Consider the following 16007-nt stretch of genomic DNA (forward strand, 5'->3'; position numbering starts at 1 on the left):
GAGAGAACCGATGACGGACACTCAGGCGGCACCGATCCCGTCGCCGGCCCCCGCCCCCGACCGCGAGCCGCTGCTCAGGGTGACCGGCCTGACCCGGCACTTCCCGATCCGCAGCGGGCTGCTGCGGCGCCAGACCGGCGCGGTGCGGGCCGTCGACGGCATCGACTTCACCGTCAACGCCGGAGAGACGCTCGGCGTCGTCGGTGAGTCCGGCTGCGGCAAGTCGACCATGGGCCGACTGGTCACCCGGCTGGACGAACCGACCGGCGGGAAGATCGAGTTCGAGGGCACCGACATCACCCACCTGAGCGTCGGGGCGATGCGGCCGCTGCGCCGCGACATCCAGATGATCTTCCAGGACCCGTACTCCTCGCTGAACCCGCGGCACACCGTCGGCACCATCGTCGGCGCGCCGTTCAAGCTGCAGGACGCGGTGCCGGAGGGCGGGCTCAAGAAGGCCGTCCAGGAACTGCTGGAGCTCTGCGGCCTCAGCCCCGAGCACTACAACCGCTACCCGCACGAGTTCTCCGGCGGCCAGCGCCAGCGCATCGGCATCGCCCGGGCGCTCGCGCTGAAGCCGAAGATGATCGTCGCGGACGAGCCGGTCTCCGCGCTGGACGTCTCCATCCAGGCCCAGGTGGTCAACCTGCTGGACGACCTCCAGCAGGAACTCGGCCTGACCTACCTGATCATCGCGCACGACCTCTCGGTGGTCCGGCACGTCTCGGACCGGGTGGCGGTGATGTACCTCGGCAAGGTCGTGGAGATCGCCGACCGGGACTCGCTCTACCGCAGCCCGATGCACCCGTACACCAACGCGCTGATGTCCGCCGTGCCGGTCCCCGACCCGCGCCGCCGCCAGCGCGCCGGCCGCGAGCGGATCCTGCTCACCGGCGACGTGCCGTCCCCGATCAACCCGCCCAGCGGCTGCCGCTTCCGCACCCGCTGCTGGAAGGCGCAGGACGTCTGCGCCGCCCAGGAGCCGCCGCTGGTGGCACTGAAGACGGGACACCAGGTGGCGTGTCACTTCCCTGAGCGCAGCGAAGGGAACGACTAGCGCGGCCCCGGGCGCAGCGAGGGGGCGGCCGGCGCGGCCCCGGGCGCAGCGAGGGGGACGACTGGCGCGGCCCCGGACGCAGCGAGGGGATCGCCCGGCGCGGCCCGGAGAACCCCTGAGACCGCCCCCGGGAGGACGCCGGAGGCGGTCGCCTCCTGCGACCGCACGTGGAGGGGAGGATTCCGGACAAGTCATAGTTGTGCGGTGACCTCGCAGATCTTCCCCTCCGACGTGCAGCAGTCGCTGGACCTCGCCGGCATCTTCGTCTTCGCCCTCTCCGGGGGGCTGCTCGCCGTCCGCAAGAACATGGACATCTTCGGGATCTGCGTGCTGGCGGAGGCCACGGCGCTCGGCGGCGGGGTGATGCGCGACCTGGTGATCGGGGCCACCCCGGTCGCCGCGTTCACCAACCTGGGCTACTTCCTGACCCCGCTCGCCGCCGCGCTGGTGGTGTTCTTCCTGCACCCCGAGGTCGAGCGGATCAACCGCGCGGTGCAGGCCCTGGACGCGCTCGGGCTCGGGCTGTTCTGCGTCACCGGCACCGCCAAGGCGCACGACTACGGCCTCGGCGCGGTCGCGGCCATCGCGCTCGGCATGGTGACCGCGGCCGGCGGCGGCGTGATCCGCGACGTGCTGGCCGGGGAGATCCCCTCGCTGCTGCGCTGGGACCGCGAGATCTACGCCGTCCCTGCCCTGGTCGGCGCCGCCCTGGTCGCGACCCTGATCGCCGCCGACCGGCTCACCGGCCTGACCGGGACCGCCGCCGCGCTCACCGCCTTCGGGCTGCGGATGCTCGCCCTGCGGTACGGCTGGCGCGCCCCGCGGGCCTGGCACCGCAACGGTTCTCGCACCAGCGAGGAGTAGGCGAGCCGCCGTACGCGAGCGAGATCGCCTCGGCCGTGCAGAGCAGCTCCGGCACCATCCGGGCCAGTTCGGCCGCCGCCACCCGGCCGGCCGGAGCGCTCAGCGCGCAGGCCGCGACCGTCCGGCCGCCGCTGCCCGCGACCGGCGCGGCCACGCAGGTCACCGCCTCCCGGTGCTCGGCGGACTCGGCCGCCCAGCCCCGGCGGCGCACCGCCGCCAGCTCGGGCTCGTCCCGCTCGCCGTCCGCCGGCAGGCCGGCCAGCAGCACCCGGCCCACCGCCGTGCCGGTCACCGGGGCGCGGCGCCCGATCCGGGACGGCCCGGCGTCGGCCGGCCCGGCCACCTCGTCCAGGTACAGCACCTCGCCGTCGTGCAGCACCGCGAGCCGGACGGTGAACCCGCAGCGGGCGTTGAGCGCGGCCAGGTACGGTGCGGCCACCTGCCTGACGTCGAAGTCCTCCAGCGCCCGTTCGGCCAGCGACAGCACCCGGCCGCCGAGCCGGTAGCGCAGGTCGGGCTGGCGGCGCGCGAAGCCGTGCTCCTCCAGGGTGCGCAGCAGCCGCAGCGCGGTGGACTTGTGCACTCCGAGGCTGCTCGCGGCCTGGTCGAGCGAGAGCGGGGCCTCGCCGAGCGCGCCGAGCAGGGTCAGCGCGCGGTCGACCGACTGCGACATGGCGCCCCCGTGGATCCGCTGAGAGGTGGGGCGTCAGGCTAACCGCTGGGGGGCGTAGTGGTACAAACCGGCGCCGGACGCCGACGTCCGGCATTGGTACAGACCACTGGCGAGGTGCCGGCCGGTGACCGGCCCGTTCGCGCGGTGGCCGGATCGATGCGCAGGACTGGAGGGCCGCGCCCCGCTGCCCTCTACAATCGGATGGTTATGCCATACCTGGACCATGCGGCGACCACGCCGATGCTGCCCGAGGCGATCGCCGCGATGTCGGCGCACCTGGGGGTGGTCGGCAACGCCTCGTCCCTGCACGCGGCCGGCCGCCGGGCCCGCCGGGTGGTCGAGGAGGCCCGCGAGTCGCTCGCCGACTCGCTCGGCGCCCGCCCGAGCGAGATCGTCCTCACCGGCGGCGGCACCGAGTCCGACAACCTGGCCGTCAAGGGCCTCTACTGGGCCCGCCGGGACGCCGACCCGGCCCGCACCCGGGTGCTGTGCAGCCCGGTCGAGCACCACGCCGTACTGGACGCGGTGCACTGGCTCTCCGAGCACGAGGGCGCCGAGGTCGAGTACCTGCCGGTGGACGAGTACGGCCGGGTGCACCCCGAGGCCCTGCGCGCGGCGATCGAGCGCGACCCCTCCTCGGTCGCGCTGGCCACCGTGATGTGGGCCAACAACGAGGTCGGCACCGTCCAGCCGGTGCGCGAACTCGCGGCCGTGGCCGCCGAGTACGGCGTCCCGATGCACGCCGACGCGGTGCAGGCGCTCGGTCAGGTCCCGGTCTCCTTCGCCGACTCCGGGCTCACCGCGCTCACCGTCACCGGCCACAAGATCGGCGGCCCGTTCGGCATCGGCGCGCTGCTGCTCTCCCGGGGCGCCACGCCCGTGCCGCTGCTGCACGGCGGCGGCCAGGAGCGCGACGTCCGCTCCGGCACCCTGGACGCCCCCGGTGCGGCCGGCTTCGCGGCCGCCGCGGCGGTGGCGGTGGAGAAGCGGGCGGAGCAGGCGGCCACCCTCGGCGCGCTGCGGGACTCCCTGGTCGCGCAGGTGCTGGCGGCGGTGCCGGACGCGGTGCTCAACGGCGATCCGAAGGGCGAGGGCCGGCTGCCCGCCAACGCCCACTTCTCCTTCCCCGGGTGCGAGGGCGACGCGCTGCTGATGCTGCTGGACGCGGCCGGCATCGAGTGCTCCACCGGCTCGGCCTGCACGGCCGGGGTGCCGCAGCCCAGCCACGTGCTGCTCGCGATGGGCGTCGACCCGCTGCTGGCACGCGCCTCGCTGCGGTTCTCGCTCGGCCACACCTCGGTGCGGGCGGACGTCACGGCGCTGGCGCAGGCCATCGGCCCGGTGGTGCAGCGGGCGCGCAACGCGGGCCTGGCGTCGGTCCGGCGGTAGGTTCTTCCGGTCGGGCACGTCCCTCGGCCACGTACTCTTGTACTCACCATGACTGACTTCCCGGGTGCCCCGACCACTCCGTCCACCGGCCGCCTGCGCGTGCTCGCGGCGATGTCCGGCGGAGTCGACTCCGCCGTCGCCGCCGCCCGCGCCGTCGAAGCGGGCCACGAGGTGACCGGCGTCCACCTGGCGCTGTCCGCCAACCCGCAGTCCTTCCGCACCGGCGCCCGCGGCTGCTGCACCATCGAGGACTCCCGGGACGCCCGGCGGGCCGCCGACGTGATCGGCATCCCCTTCTACGTCTGGGACCTGGCGGAGCGGTTCCGCGAGGACGTCATCGACGACTTCGTCGCCGAGTACGCCGCCGGGCGGACCCCGAACCCCTGCCTGCGCTGCAACGAGAAGATCAAGTTCGCCGCGCTGCTGGACAAGGCGGTCGCGCTGGGCTTCGACGCCGTCTGCACCGGCCACTACGCCCGGATCGTCGACCTGCCGGACGGCTCGCGGGAGCTGCACCGGGCCGTCGACGCGGCGAAGGACCAGTCGTACGTGCTGGGCGTGCTCGACGCCGACCAGCTCGCCCACTCCCTCTTCCCGCTCGGTGACACCACCAAGGAGGAGATCCGGGCCGAGGCCGAGCTCCGGGGCCTCGCGGTGGCGAAGAAGCCGGACAGCCACGACATCTGCTTCATCGCCGACGGCGACACCCAGGGCTTCCTGGCCAGGCACCTCGGCACGGCGACCGGCGACATCCTCGACGTCGACGGCACCAAGCTCGGCGAGCACGACGGCGCGTACGGCTTCACCATCGGCCAGCGCAAGGGCCTGCGGATCGGCCGCCCGGCGGCGGACGGCAAGCCGCGGTACGTGCTCGACATCTCCCCGGTGAACAACACCGTGACGGTCGGCCCGGTCGAGGGCCTGGACGTCACCGGGCTGACCGCCATCCGCCCCCGCTGGTGCGGCACCGAGCCCCTGGCCGACGGCCGCTACACCGCCCAGCTCCGCGCCCACGGCGAAGAGGTGCCGGTCTCCGCCTCGGTGGTCGACGGCGAACTCCGAGTCCAGCTCGACACCCCGGTCCGCGGCATCGCCCCCGGCCAGGCCGTGGTGCTCTACGACGGCACCCGCGTGGTCGGCTCCGCGACCATCGCCACGACCGAGCGCCCGGCCGTCAAGGCCTGAGAAGCGGCTGCCCGGAGAAGGAGCGCGCCGGCGGGCCCGGGTCCGGGAACCGGGCCCAGCCGTACGGCTGTCGCGTGATCAGGCGGAGCGCGCCGCCGGGACGGTGGCCCAGGAGGACCAGCGGCCCTTGTTGTAGTCGGCCGCCAGGGTTTGGACGGTGCCGTCGGTGCTGACGCCGTAGACGTACATCACGTTGTTGAGACCACCGTCCCGGAGCCGTTCGGCGTCACGCTGAGCCTGGCGAAGCTCGTCCCGCCTCGGAAGCTGACGCCCGGTGCTACTGCACCTCGCGGTACCAGCGGCGGTGCACGACGGGCTCGACGCACAGGACCGCCGCACCGGCGACGGCGCCGACCAGCAGTGCCGCCGCGCCGCCGCCGTTGAGGAGCGCGCCGAGGCAGGCGGCCGCGACGGCCACCGGCCGCAGCAGGGTCAGCGGGCCGAGGCCGATGACCATGGCCAGGGTGCCGGCGCGGAAGGGCAGCGCGAAGTAGGCCGCCAACGAGAGCAGCACGGCGACGGCGTACAGGCTCAGCGGGAGCAGGTAGCCCCAGCCGCCGGTGGCGAGGGTGTCGTACGCCCGTGCCCGGTCGGCGGAGGCCAGCAGCACGAGCGCGGCGACCGCCGCGGGCGCGAGCAGCAGCGGCGCCCCGACGGCGAGACCGCGCAGCGCGGCGCGGAGGTTGCGCCGATGCTTGCGGATGCGGGCGTCGCGCCCGGCGTAGGCGCGGAAGCCGCTGAAGGCGGCGTCGACCAGGCCCAGCAGCAGGAGCGGCACGGCGGGTGTCATCGGGCGCCCCCGTCCAGGTGCTCGGGCCCGACGAGCCGGCGCGACGCCCGCCCCATGGCCGCCCGCAGCGGTGCCTCCAGCTCCGGACGTATCCCGAGGACGGGCCGCAGCGTGGTGCAGAACGGGTTGGCGAGCCCGCGCGGTTCGTACATCAGCGCCCGCATGCCGGGCACCGCCGCCGCGCGCAGCAGCACCTCGTCGGGGTGCGCCCGCCGCGCGGAGGCGACGCCGTCGTGGCGGCCGAGCGGGTGGCGCATCCGGGCGCGGTGGAAGACCCAGGCGCCGACCGGGGCGAGGCGGGTCGCGGCGATGTCGTAGTGGCAGAAGGCGAGCGCGGGCGAGGCGGCCTGGGCCCGGAAGAACTCGCCCAGCCCGGGGGCGCTGAAGTGGTGCAGCACGCCGGTGGAGAGGTAGACCGTCGCGGCTTCCGGCAGTTCGAAGGCGTTGCCGTGGACGAAGCGGCAGTCGAGCCCCTCCGCGCGGGCGAGCCGGTCGGCCTCGCCGACGAGTGCGGCGTTGAGGTCGACGCCGACGAGTTCGACGTCGGGCCCGAGCGCGCCGGTGGCGGCGAGCCGGCGGACCAGGTAGCCGAGGCCGCAGCCGACGTCGACCAGGCGGTACGGCCCGGGATGGCCACCGGTCGCCCGGATCGCGGTGAAGAGCGGGCCGAGCAGGTGGACCAGGCGGGTGCCGATGCGCAGTTCCTCGCTCAGCCGCTGGAGTTCGGTGTGCACGCTGATGAGCAGGCGGTCCACGGCTTCGGGGACGAGGGCGCCGCGGTCATCGACGGGCAGCCCGGCGACGACCCGGGCCGCGCGTTCGTCCCCGTGCTCGCGCAGCTGCCGGAGGATCTCGTCGCGGCGGACCGGGAGCCGACGGCCGTCGCGCGGGTCCACGGCCGTGATGAGGTCGGATATCTCGAGATGGCGCACGCGCAGCAACCTAGCTGCTGCCGGTGCCCGGGCGTCATGGCGGTGAACCCGAGCCGCACGGCGTGATAGACCATTCAGCACTATGAACATCACGGTCTTCTGCTCCGCGTACTCGCTCGACGCCCGTTACTCCGCTCCCGCCGCCGAGTTCGCGCGGCTGCTCGGGGAGGGCGGGCACACCCTCGTGTGGGGCGGCTCCGACGCCGGGCTGATGGGCCTGCTCGCCGACGAGGTGAAGGCGGCCGGGGGCAGGCTCGTCGGCATCATGGTCGAGATGCTGAAGCACAAGGGGTACGTCGGGGCGGACGAGCTGGTGATGACCGGCGACCTCGCCGAGCGGAAGGCGCTGCTGGCCTCGCGGGCGGACGCGATCGTCGTGCTGGTCGGCGGGCTGGGCACGATGGACGAGGTCACCGAGGTGCTGGAGCTCAAGAAGCACGGCATGTTCGAGAAGCCCGTGGTCGTGCTGGACACCGAGGGCTTCTACGCGGGCCTGCGCACCCAGTTGGAGCGGATGGACGCCGAGGGCTTCCTGCCCCGGCCGCTCACCGAGCTGGTCACCTTCGCGGACACGCCCGCCGAGGTGTTCGCGCAGCTCAAGGCCTGAGAGGATCGGGGCCATGGCTGCACACCTGATCACCGGCGCCGGCTCCGGCATCGGCGCCGTCCTGGCCACGAAGCTCGCCGAACGCGGCGACGACCTCTGGCTGCTGGCCCGCGACGCCCGCCGGGCCGCCGAGCTGCGGGAGCGCTTCCCCGGGGCGCGCACCCTGGTCGGCGACCTCGGCGACCCGGCCAAACTGTCCTGGGCCTTCGGCCACCAGCAACCGCCCGGCGAGCTGGACTCGCTGCTGCACGTGGCGGGCGTGGTCGAGCTGGGCACGGTCGGCGACCTGCCGGTGAAGTCCTGGCAGGAGACGCTCAACGTCAACCTGGTCGCGCCCGCCGAGCTGACCCGCCTGCTGCTGCCCTCGCTCCGGCTCGCCAAGGGCCACGTGGTCTTCGTGAACTCCGGCGCCGGCCTGTTCGCCCACGCCGAGTGGTCGGCGTACGCGGCGAGCAAGCACGGGTTGAAGGCGCTCGCCGACTCGCTGCGCGCCGAGGAGCACCCGGCCGGCGTCCGGGTCACCTCGGTGTACCCCGGGCGCACCGCCACCCCGATGCAGGTCAAGGTGCACCAGCAGGAGGGCAAGGAGTACGACGCCGGCCGCTGGATCGAGCCGGAGTCCGTCGCCAAGGCCGTCCTGGCCGCGCTGGACGCCTCGCGGGACGCGCAGATCACCGACATCACCGTCCGCCCCGGGTACTGAGGCCACCCGGGCCCCGCGTCCCCCCGGGTACCGACCGACCGGCCCGCGCCGCGCACTAGGCTCGGACGGGTGAGCACTCCACACCCCTTCCCCGACCTGCGCGGCGCCGCGACCGGCGTCGGCTCATTGCCCGGTACCGACGCCCGCGAGGCGGCCAAGACCGCCACCGGGGCGCTGGAGCACCTGCCGTTCCTGCCCGAACTGCCCGCGCGCGGACCGGGCGCCGACATGATCGGGCGCGGCGCCGGCCTCCTGGTCGAGCTGTTCGCGCAGACCGAGCCCAGCGGCTGGCGGTTCACCGACCGCCCCGGCCGGGACACCCGGCGCGCGCACTCCTGGCTCGGCGAGGACCTGGACGCCCTGGAGGAGTTCACCCAGGGCTACCGCGGCGCGCTCAAGGTCCAGGCGGTCGGCCCCTGGACGCTGGCGGCGGGCATCGAGCTGAAGCACGGCGAGAAGGCGCTCTCCGACCACGGCGCCTGCCGGGACATCGCCGGCTCGCTCACCGAGGGGCTGCGCCGCCACCTCGCGGAGGTCCGCAGGCGCGTCCCCGGCGCGGAGCCCGTCCTGCAGCTGGACGAGCCCTCGCTGCCCGCCGTGCTGGCCGGCGCCGTCAAGACCGCCAGCGGCTTCCAGCGGCTGCGCGCGGTGGACCGGCAGGTCGCCGAGGAGGTGCTGCGCGAGGTGGTCCGCGGCCTGGACGCACCGGTGGTGGTGCACTCCTGCGCCCCCGAGGTCCCGATCCCGCTGCTGCGCCGCGCCGGGGTGGCCGGGATCTCCCTCGACTTCTCGCTCCTCACCGAGCGGTCGGACGACGACCTCGGCGAGGCGGTGGAGGCGGGCACGGTGATCCTCGCTGGTGTCGTCCCCGCCACTGACCAGGCGGTGTCCGACCCGGCCGGTAGTGTCCAGGGTGTCAGGACCTGGTGGCGCAGGCTGGGGTTCGCCCCGGAGCTGCTGGGCCGCCGCGTGCTGGTGACGCCGACCTGCGGGCTGGCCGGGGCCTCCCCGGCGTACGCGCGCAGGGCGTTGGCCCAGAGCGCGCGGGCGGCGCAGAGCCTGGTGGACGACCCGGAATGAGAACGTAGGAGGGCTTGCGGTGACGGCTGTCGAGGGCTGGGAGGACGTGCCGGCGGAGGTGCGCCGGCGGCACGCCGAGCTGGCGAAGGAGATCACCGACCACCGCGTCCGGTACTACGAGCAGGACGCCCCGGTCGTCAGCGACGCCGAGTTCGACGCGCTGATGCGCGAGCTGGAGGCGCTGGAGGCCGAGCACCCCGCGCTGGTCACCCCCGACTCGCCGACGCAGCGGGTCGGCGGCGCCCCCACCGCGCTGTTCGCCGAGGTCGAGCACCGCGAGCGCCTCCTCAGCCTCGACAACGCGATGGACGACGAGGAGCTCGCCGCCTGGGCCGAGCGGGTCGCCACCGAGCTGCACGGCATCGACTACCACTACCTGTGCGAGCTCAAGGTGGACGGCCTGGCGGTCAACCTCACCTATGAGAACGGCCAGTTGGTGCAGGCGGCGACGCGCGGCGACGGCCGGGTGGGCGAGGACATCACCGCCAACGTCCGCACCATCAAGGAGATCCCGCACCGGCTCAAGGGGGACGACGTCCCCGAGCTGGTGGAGATCCGGGGTGAGGTCTACTTCCCCACCGAGGCCTTCGAGGCGCTCAACGCCTCCTTCGTGGAGGAGAACGAGCGCCGCCGCCGGGAGAACGAGGAGCGCGCCCGGGAGGGCAAGCGGCCCCGGGCGATGATCCGGCTGTTCATGAACCCCCGCAACGCCGCCGCCGGTTCGCTGCGCCAGAAGGACCCGCACGTCACCGCCTCGCGCCCGCTGCACATGGTGGTGCACGGCATCGGCGCCCGGGTCGGCTTCGACATCGACAACCAGTCGCACGCCTACGACCTGCTGCGCGAGTGGGGCCTGCCCACGGCCCGGCACAACAAGGTGGTCGGGACGCTGGACGAGGTCCGGGCCTTCATCAAGCACTTCGGTGAGCAGCGCCACTCGGTCGAGCACGAGATCGACGGCGTGGTCGTCAAGGTGGACGAGATCGCCCTGCAGGGCCGGCTCGGCGCCACCTCGAAGTCCCCGCGCTGGGCGATCGCCTGGAAGTACCCGCCGGAGGAGGTCACCGGCAAGCTGGCCGAGATCAGGGTCGGCATCGGCCGCACCGGCCGGGCCACCCCGTACGCGGTGCTGGCCGAGCCGGTGAAGGTGGCCGGCTCGATGGTGCAGTACGCGACGCTGCACAACCAGGAGGTCGTCAAGGCCAAGGGCGTGCTGCTCGGCGACACCGTCGTGCTGCGCAAGGCCGGTGACGTCATCCCGGAGATCCTCGGCCCGGTGGAGGACCTGCGGGACGGCACCGAGCGGGAGTTCGTGATGCCCTCGCACTGCCACGAGTGCGGGGCCGAGCTGCGCCCGATGTCCGAGGGGGACATCGATCTGCGCTGCCCCAACGCCCAGTTCTGCCCGGCCCAGATCCGCGAGCGGATCGCCTTCCTCGGCGGCCGGTCGAGCCTGGACGTCGAGGGCCTCGGCTACGTCGCGGCGACGGCGCTGACCCAGCCGCTGGAGCCGGCCGAGGCGCCGGTGAAGGACGAGGGCGACGTCTTCGGGCTGACGATGGAGCAGTTGCTGCCGATCCAGGTGCTGGTCCGCGACCCGAAGACGGGCATGCCGAAGCTGGACGACCGCACCGGCAAGGAGAAGAGGGCCACCTTCTTCGCCAACCAGAAGGGCGAGCCCAAGAAGACCGCCGGAGTCCTGCTGGAGAACCTGGAGAAGGTGAAGGACCGTCCGCTCTGGCGGTTCCTCAACGGCCTCTCGATCCGGCACGTGGGGCCGGTCGCGGCCCAGGAGCTGGCCCGGGAGTTCCGCGACCTGGACCGGATCTTCTCGGCCACCGAGGAGGAGCTGGCCGCGGTCGAGGGCGTCGGGCCGATCATCGCCCGGTCCGTGGTCGAGTGGTACCAGGAGCAGTGGCACCGCGACATCCTGGAGAAGTGGCGTGCCGCCGGTGTCCGGTTCACCGAGGAGTTCGCGGACGAGGAGGAGGCGGAGCGCCCGCTGGAGGGCCTGACCGTGGTCGTCACGGGCACGCTCTCCGGCCACACCCGGGACGGCGCCAAGGAGGCGCTGACCTCCCGCGGAGCGAAGGTGACCGGTTCGGTTTCGAAGAAGACCGATTTCGTCGTGGCCGGTGACAACCCGGGATCGAAGTACGACAAGGCGCTTCAGCTCGGACTGCCCGTCCTGGACGACGCCGGCTTCGCCGTCCTGCTGGCCGACGGGCCGGCCGCCGCCCGCGCCCACCTGGGACTTCCGGATCCGGAGGAGGCCGGGCCGGCGCAGGAGGAGCCGGTCGAGGGCTGATCCGCCGGCGCCCCGAGCAGGGGGTGGCCGAATCCGTGTTGTTATCGTCCTGATGCAACGTCACCGGGTGCCGTCCGGTGAAAGCGGGCATTGTGTCACTGTGTGACACCAGGGCGCGGTGGCGCGTTTCCGGTTGTCCGAAAGTCTGCCCACCGGGTCGGCCCCGGCATACCCTGGTGCGCAACAGAGTGTCAGCAGGGGTGGGGGCACCGGCTGAGCCGGTGCTCCTCGGGGTCGCTCCATGCCCGGCAGCTGTCGGTACCGGCACGGTGCCTCACCGTAAGGCGGCCTGACGGGGCGGGCCCGACGGAGGACAGGGCTTATGGATCGTACGACCGGCGGTGCGCCCACACGCCCGCCGCAGGGGGTGGCGGGTGCGGTCCTGCTGCTCGGCGTGCTGTTGGCCGGTGCCGCGCCGCTCATCCCGCTGGCCGTCCTGGTCTACCGGTACGAACCCGAGCTGCTGCCGCTGTTCGCCGTGCCCCTGGCCGTGCTGGTGGCGGCCTGGCGGATCGCCCGGGACCGCGCCCGTGACCAACTGACCGACCCGCTGACGGACCTGCCCAACCGTCAGGCCCTGCTGCTGGCCGCCCAGGAGGCGATCGCCGAGTGCGACCAGGGCTACAGCGTCGGTCTCATCCTGCTCGACCTCGATCGCTTCCGCTCACTCAATGACACACTCGGTCATACGGCCGGTGACCGCCTGCTGGTTCACATCTCCCGCCGCCTCCACCGGGCGCTGCGCTCCGGCGGCCCGGCCGGCAGCGCCACCCGGGAGTCCATCGACGACGTCTTCGCCGGGCTGCCCCGGCACTACCGGCGCGGCCGCCCGATGGTGGCCCGGATGGGCGGCGACGAGTTCGCCGTCCTGCTGCCCGGGATCAACTGCCCGGACAGCCTGGAACGGGTCGCCAAGGCGCTGATCGCCGAACTCGCCGCCCCGATCCGGCTGGACGGGCTGCTGCTCGTCCTGGAGGCCAGCGCCGGCGTCTGCGTCTACCCGCAGCACGCCCAGGACGCCGAGTCGCTGCTGCGCCGGGCCGACGTCGCGATGGGCCACGCCCAGCAGAGCTGCGCCGGCGTCGCCCAGTACGACGAGACCCAGGACGCCGACACCCCGTACCGGATCGGACTGCTCGGGGACCTGCGCCGGGCCCTGGAGACCGGCGAGGTGCAGCTGCACTACCAGCCCAAGGTGGCCTTCGACGGCCGGGTGGTCGGGCTGGAGGCGCTGCTGCGCTGGGAGCGCCCCGGCCAGGGCCGGGTCTCGCCGGACGAGTTCGTCGGGCTCGCCGAGTCCAGCGGCCTGATGCCCCGGCTCACCGACTACGTGCTGGAGGCGGCGGTCGGCCAGCTCGCCTACTGGCGCGACCAGGGCCTGCAGGTGCAGGTCGCGGTCAACGTCTCGCCGCGGGACGTGCTCAACCCCGGCTTCGCCCAGCGCGTGGCCGGCCACCTCGTGCGCCACCAGGTGCCGGCCCACGCCCTGCAGCTGGAGATCACCGAGCGGCTGCTGCTGGACGACTCCCGGCGCGCCGCCGACACCCTGGCCGAGCTGCGCGGCTACGGCGTCGGGATGTCCCTGGACGACTTCGGCACCGGGCACTCCTCGCTGGTGCGGCTGCGCAGCCTGCCGGTCGGCGAGCTGAAGATCGACCGCTCCTTCGTCTCCCGGATGGTCGCCGACGACCACGACGCGGCGGTGGTCCGCTGCTCGGTGGAGCTCGCCCACTCGCTGGGCCTGACCGTGGTGGCCGAGGGCGTCGAGGACGACGAGACCTGGGAGCGGCTGCACTGCATGGGCGTGGACGCCGTCCAGGGCTGGCTGGTGTCGGCCGCGCTGCCAGCCGAGCAGGCCACCGCCTGGCTGCGGGTGCACCGCACCGGGGCCCCGCCGGTCGAGCGGCTGGGCGCGCCCCCGCAGCTGCCCCCCGGGCTCCAGCCGCTCCAGGGCGGCACGCCGGCGCAGGGGAAGCCGGTCGTCCAGCAGGCCGTCCCGCCGGTGCTGCCGCCGACGCTCCCGCCCGTCCTGCCCCCGGTGGTCCAGGCGGTGCAGGCCGCGCAGATGGAGGTCAAGGCGCCGGGTGCGCAGAGCTGGGCCCGCTACCGGCCGCAGTGACGGCGGCAGTGCCGGTGCCGGTGACGGCGGTGGCGACGAGGGCGGCGACGAGGGCGGCAACGGGGGGCGGTGACGGGCACCGCGGGTCACTCGTTGGCCGGTGGACGGGCGGGGCCCCATAGGATGGGGTGCAAAGACCATGAGGACGGAGCGCCGGACCCGGCTGCTCCTGCCCGGGCCCGGCACCGCCCGCAAGGCACCGCCGGGTCTCACCAGAACTCACCCTGAGGATCGCTGCATGCCTGGCATCACGCGCGAGGAGGTCGCCCACCTCGCCCGGCTGTCGCGTCTTGAGCTGAAGCCCGAAGAGCTGGACCACTTCGCCGAGCAGCTCGACGTGATCATCGGCGCGGTCGCCCGCGTTTCCGAGGTCGCCGGACAGGACGTCCCGCCGACCTCCCACCCGCTGCCGCTGACCAACGTCATGCGCGCGGACGAGGTGCGGCCCTCGCTCACCCCGGAGGAGGCGCTGTCCGGCGCCCCCGCCGCCGAGGAGCAGCGTTTCCGTGTGCCGCAGATCCTCGGGGAGGACTGACCGAGATGACCGAGCTGATCAAGTACACCGCGGCCGAGACGGCCGCCGCCATCGCCAAGGGCGAGGTGTCGGCCGTCGAGGTCGCGCAGGCGCACCTGGACCGCATCGAGGCCGTCGACGAGAAGGTCAACGCCTTCCTGCACGTCGACACCGAGGGCGCGCTGGCCGCCGCCAGGGCCGTCGACGGGAAGCGCGCCAAGGGCGAGGAGCTGGGCCCGCTGGCCGGCGTCCCGCTCGCGCTGAAGGACGTCTTCACCACCAAGGGCGTCCCGACCACCTGCGGCTCCAAGATGCTCGAAGGCTGGATCCCGCCGTACGACGCCACGCTGACCACCCGTCTCAAGGACGCCGGCGTCGTCATCCTCGGCAAGACCAACATGGACGAGTTCGCGATGGGCTCCTCCACCGAGAACTCCGCCTACGGCCCGACCGGCAACCCGTGGGACCTCACCCGCATCCCCGGTGGCTCCGGCGGCGGTTCGGCCGCCGCGCTGGCCGCCTTCGAGGCCCCGCTGGCGATCGGCACCGACACCGGCGGCTCGATCCGCCAGCCGGGCGCCGTCACCGGCACCGTCGGCGTCAAGCCGACCTACGGCTCGGTGTCCCGCTACGGCCTGGTGGCGTTCTCCAGCAGCCTGGACCAGGGCGGCCCGTGCGCCCGCACCGTGCTGGACGCGGCGCTGCTGCACGAGGCCATCGCCGGGCACGACCCGCTGGACTCCACCTCGATCGACGCGCCCGTCCCGGCCGTGGTCGAGGCCGCCAAGATGCGCGACGTCCGCGGCATGCGGATCGGCGTGGTCAAGGAGTTCGCCGGCGAGGGCTACCAGGCCGGCGTGATGCAGCGCTTCAACGAGTCGGTGGAGCTGCTGCGCGAGCTGGGCGCCGAGGTCGTCGAGGTCTCCTGCCCGTCCTTCACCCTGGCGCTGCCGGCCTACTACCTGATCGCGCCGAGCGAGTGCTCCTCCAACCTGGCCCGCTTCGACGCCATGCGCTACGGCCTGCGGGTCGGCGACGACGGCACCCGCTCGGCGGAGGAGGTCACCGCGCTGACCCGCGAGGCCGGCTTCGGCGACGAGGTCAAGCGCCGCATCATCCTGGGCACCTACGCCCTGTCCTCGGGCTACTACGACGCCTACTACGGCTCGGCCCAGAAGGTCCGCACGCTGATCTCGCGCGACTTCGACACCGCCTTCGCGGGGGTGGACGTGCTGGTCTCGCCGACCACGCCGACCACGGCCTTCCCGATCGGCGAGCGCGCCGACGACCCGATGGCGATGTACCTGGCCGACCTGTGCACGATTCCGTCGAACCTGGCGGGCAACGCGGCCATGTCGCTGCCGGTCGGCCTGGCGCCGGAGGACAATCTCCCGGTCGGCCTGCAGATCATCGCACCCGCGATGGCGGACGACCGCCTGTACCGTGTGGGCGGCGCCGTCGAGGCCGCACTCAACGACAAGTGGGGGCACACCCTGCTGGAGGAGGCACCGGCACTGTGAGCAAGATCGAGAAGGCCAAGGCCCAGTCCGCTTCTGTGAAGGGGTGGAAGCACTCGAAGCCCGGCCTGTGGCTGTCCATCGGCACCAGCGCGTTCGGCGCGATCTCCATCGCCAAGGACGTCCGCAAGGCCCGCGAGGAGAGCGACACCCTCAAGCTGGTCAACGCCCTGGTCGGCGCCGCCGCGCTCGTCACCGGCACCGCCCTGCTGGTGCGCGAGCTGCGCCGGCTGGGCTCCGACGACGTGCTGCTGGGCTGAACCGAGCTC

14 protein-coding genes and 1 pseudogene are annotated in these 16007 nt (G+C 73.7%); 12 read left to right on the forward strand and 3 right to left on the reverse strand.

What is annotated here, in order from left to right:
• Positions 1-10 precede the first annotated feature (10 nt).
• Both ACZ6Y7_RS15300 and ACZ6Y7_RS15305 read left to right on the forward strand, forming a co-directional pair.
• Positions 11-1057 carry an ABC transporter ATP-binding protein gene (locus ACZ6Y7_RS15300; protein ID WP_465758356.1) on the forward strand — a complete coding sequence of 349 codons (1047 nt, stop codon included), beginning with the start codon at positions 11-13 and terminating at the stop codon, positions 1055-1057.
• Positions 1058-1261: 204 nt separating this feature from the next.
• Positions 1262-1921, forward strand: a complete 660-nt coding sequence (locus ACZ6Y7_RS15305; RefSeq protein ID WP_402225129.1) for a trimeric intracellular cation channel family protein — start codon at positions 1262-1264, stop codon at positions 1919-1921.
• Here ACZ6Y7_RS15305 and ACZ6Y7_RS15310 read toward each other — a convergent pair.
• Positions 1827-2594, reverse strand: a complete 768-nt coding sequence (locus ACZ6Y7_RS15310) for an IclR family transcriptional regulator (protein WP_465758357.1) — start codon at positions 2592-2594, stop codon at positions 1827-1829. The genes ACZ6Y7_RS15305 and ACZ6Y7_RS15310 overlap by 95 nt on opposite strands.
• Before the next feature lie 207 nt (positions 2595-2801).
• On the opposite strand from ACZ6Y7_RS15310, the gene ACZ6Y7_RS15315 reads away from it, so the two are divergent.
• A complete protein-coding gene (locus ACZ6Y7_RS15315) occupies positions 2802-3983 on the forward strand; it encodes a cysteine desulfurase family protein (protein WP_465758358.1) in 1182 nt (393 codons plus the stop codon).
• Positions 3984-4031: 48 nt separating this feature from the next.
• Entirely contained in the window at positions 4032-5168 is a 1137-nt protein-coding gene (mnmA, locus tag ACZ6Y7_RS15320) for a tRNA 2-thiouridine(34) synthase MnmA (RefSeq protein WP_465758359.1), read from the forward strand.
• A 277-nt stretch (positions 5169-5445) separates the two neighbouring features.
• On the opposite strand, the gene ACZ6Y7_RS15325 is transcribed toward mnmA, so the two are convergent.
• Entirely contained in the window at positions 5446-5958 is a 513-nt protein-coding gene (locus ACZ6Y7_RS15325) for a hypothetical protein (RefSeq protein ID WP_465758360.1), read from the reverse strand.
• Positions 5955-6890, reverse strand: a complete 936-nt coding sequence (locus ACZ6Y7_RS15330) for a class I SAM-dependent methyltransferase (protein ID WP_465758361.1) — start codon at positions 6888-6890, stop codon at positions 5955-5957. Before ACZ6Y7_RS15330 ends, ACZ6Y7_RS15325 begins: the two co-directional genes overlap by 4 nt.
• Positions 6891-6972: 82 nt before the next feature.
• Here ACZ6Y7_RS15330 and ACZ6Y7_RS15335 point away from each other — a divergent pair, with 82 nt between their 5' ends.
• The 8 genes and pseudogenes from ACZ6Y7_RS15335 to ACZ6Y7_RS15370 all read left to right on the forward strand — a co-directional run bounded on the left by ACZ6Y7_RS15335 (position 6973) and on the right by ACZ6Y7_RS15370 (position 15998).
• Positions 6973-7497: an LOG family protein gene (locus ACZ6Y7_RS15335; protein WP_465758362.1), complete on the forward strand. Its 525-nt coding sequence runs from the start codon at positions 6973-6975 to the stop codon at positions 7495-7497.
• Positions 7498-7510: 13 nt separating this feature from the next.
• On the forward strand, positions 7511-8200 hold the full coding sequence (locus ACZ6Y7_RS15340; protein ID WP_465758363.1) for an SDR family oxidoreductase: 690 nt from the start codon (positions 7511-7513) through the stop codon (positions 8198-8200).
• 69 nt (positions 8201-8269) lie between these two features.
• The gene (locus ACZ6Y7_RS15345) at positions 8270-9280 is read left to right on the forward strand and encodes a methionine synthase (RefSeq protein WP_465758364.1); all 1011 of its coding nucleotides are present in this window, start codon (positions 8270-8272) and stop codon (positions 9278-9280) included.
• A gap of 19 nt (positions 9281-9299) precedes the next feature.
• Positions 9300-11588, forward strand: coding sequence for an NAD-dependent DNA ligase LigA (gene ligA, locus ACZ6Y7_RS15350; protein ID WP_465758365.1), 2289 nt, complete (start codon positions 9300-9302; stop codon positions 11586-11588).
• A gap of 385 nt (positions 11589-11973) precedes the next feature.
• Positions 11974-13527: pseudogene (locus ACZ6Y7_RS15355) on the forward strand (putative bifunctional diguanylate cyclase/phosphodiesterase); the annotation flags it as partial.
• 418 nt (positions 13528-13945) lie between these two features.
• A complete protein-coding gene (gene gatC, locus ACZ6Y7_RS15360; protein ID WP_380654524.1) occupies positions 13946-14242 on the forward strand; it encodes an Asp-tRNA(Asn)/Glu-tRNA(Gln) amidotransferase subunit GatC in 297 nt (98 codons plus the stop codon).
• Between the two features lie 5 nt (positions 14243-14247).
• Positions 14248-15741 carry an Asp-tRNA(Asn)/Glu-tRNA(Gln) amidotransferase subunit GatA gene (gene gatA, locus ACZ6Y7_RS15365; protein WP_465758366.1) on the forward strand — a complete coding sequence of 498 codons (1494 nt, stop codon included), beginning with the start codon at positions 14248-14250 and terminating at the stop codon, positions 15739-15741.
• Complete coding sequence (locus ACZ6Y7_RS15370; RefSeq protein WP_465758367.1) at positions 15738-15998, forward strand: hypothetical protein; 261 nt, start codon at positions 15738-15740, stop codon at positions 15996-15998. Before gatA ends, ACZ6Y7_RS15370 begins: the two co-directional genes overlap by 4 nt.
• Positions 15999-16007 lie beyond the last annotated feature (9 nt).

The organism is Kitasatospora sp. NPDC053308, from assembly GCF_055585785.1.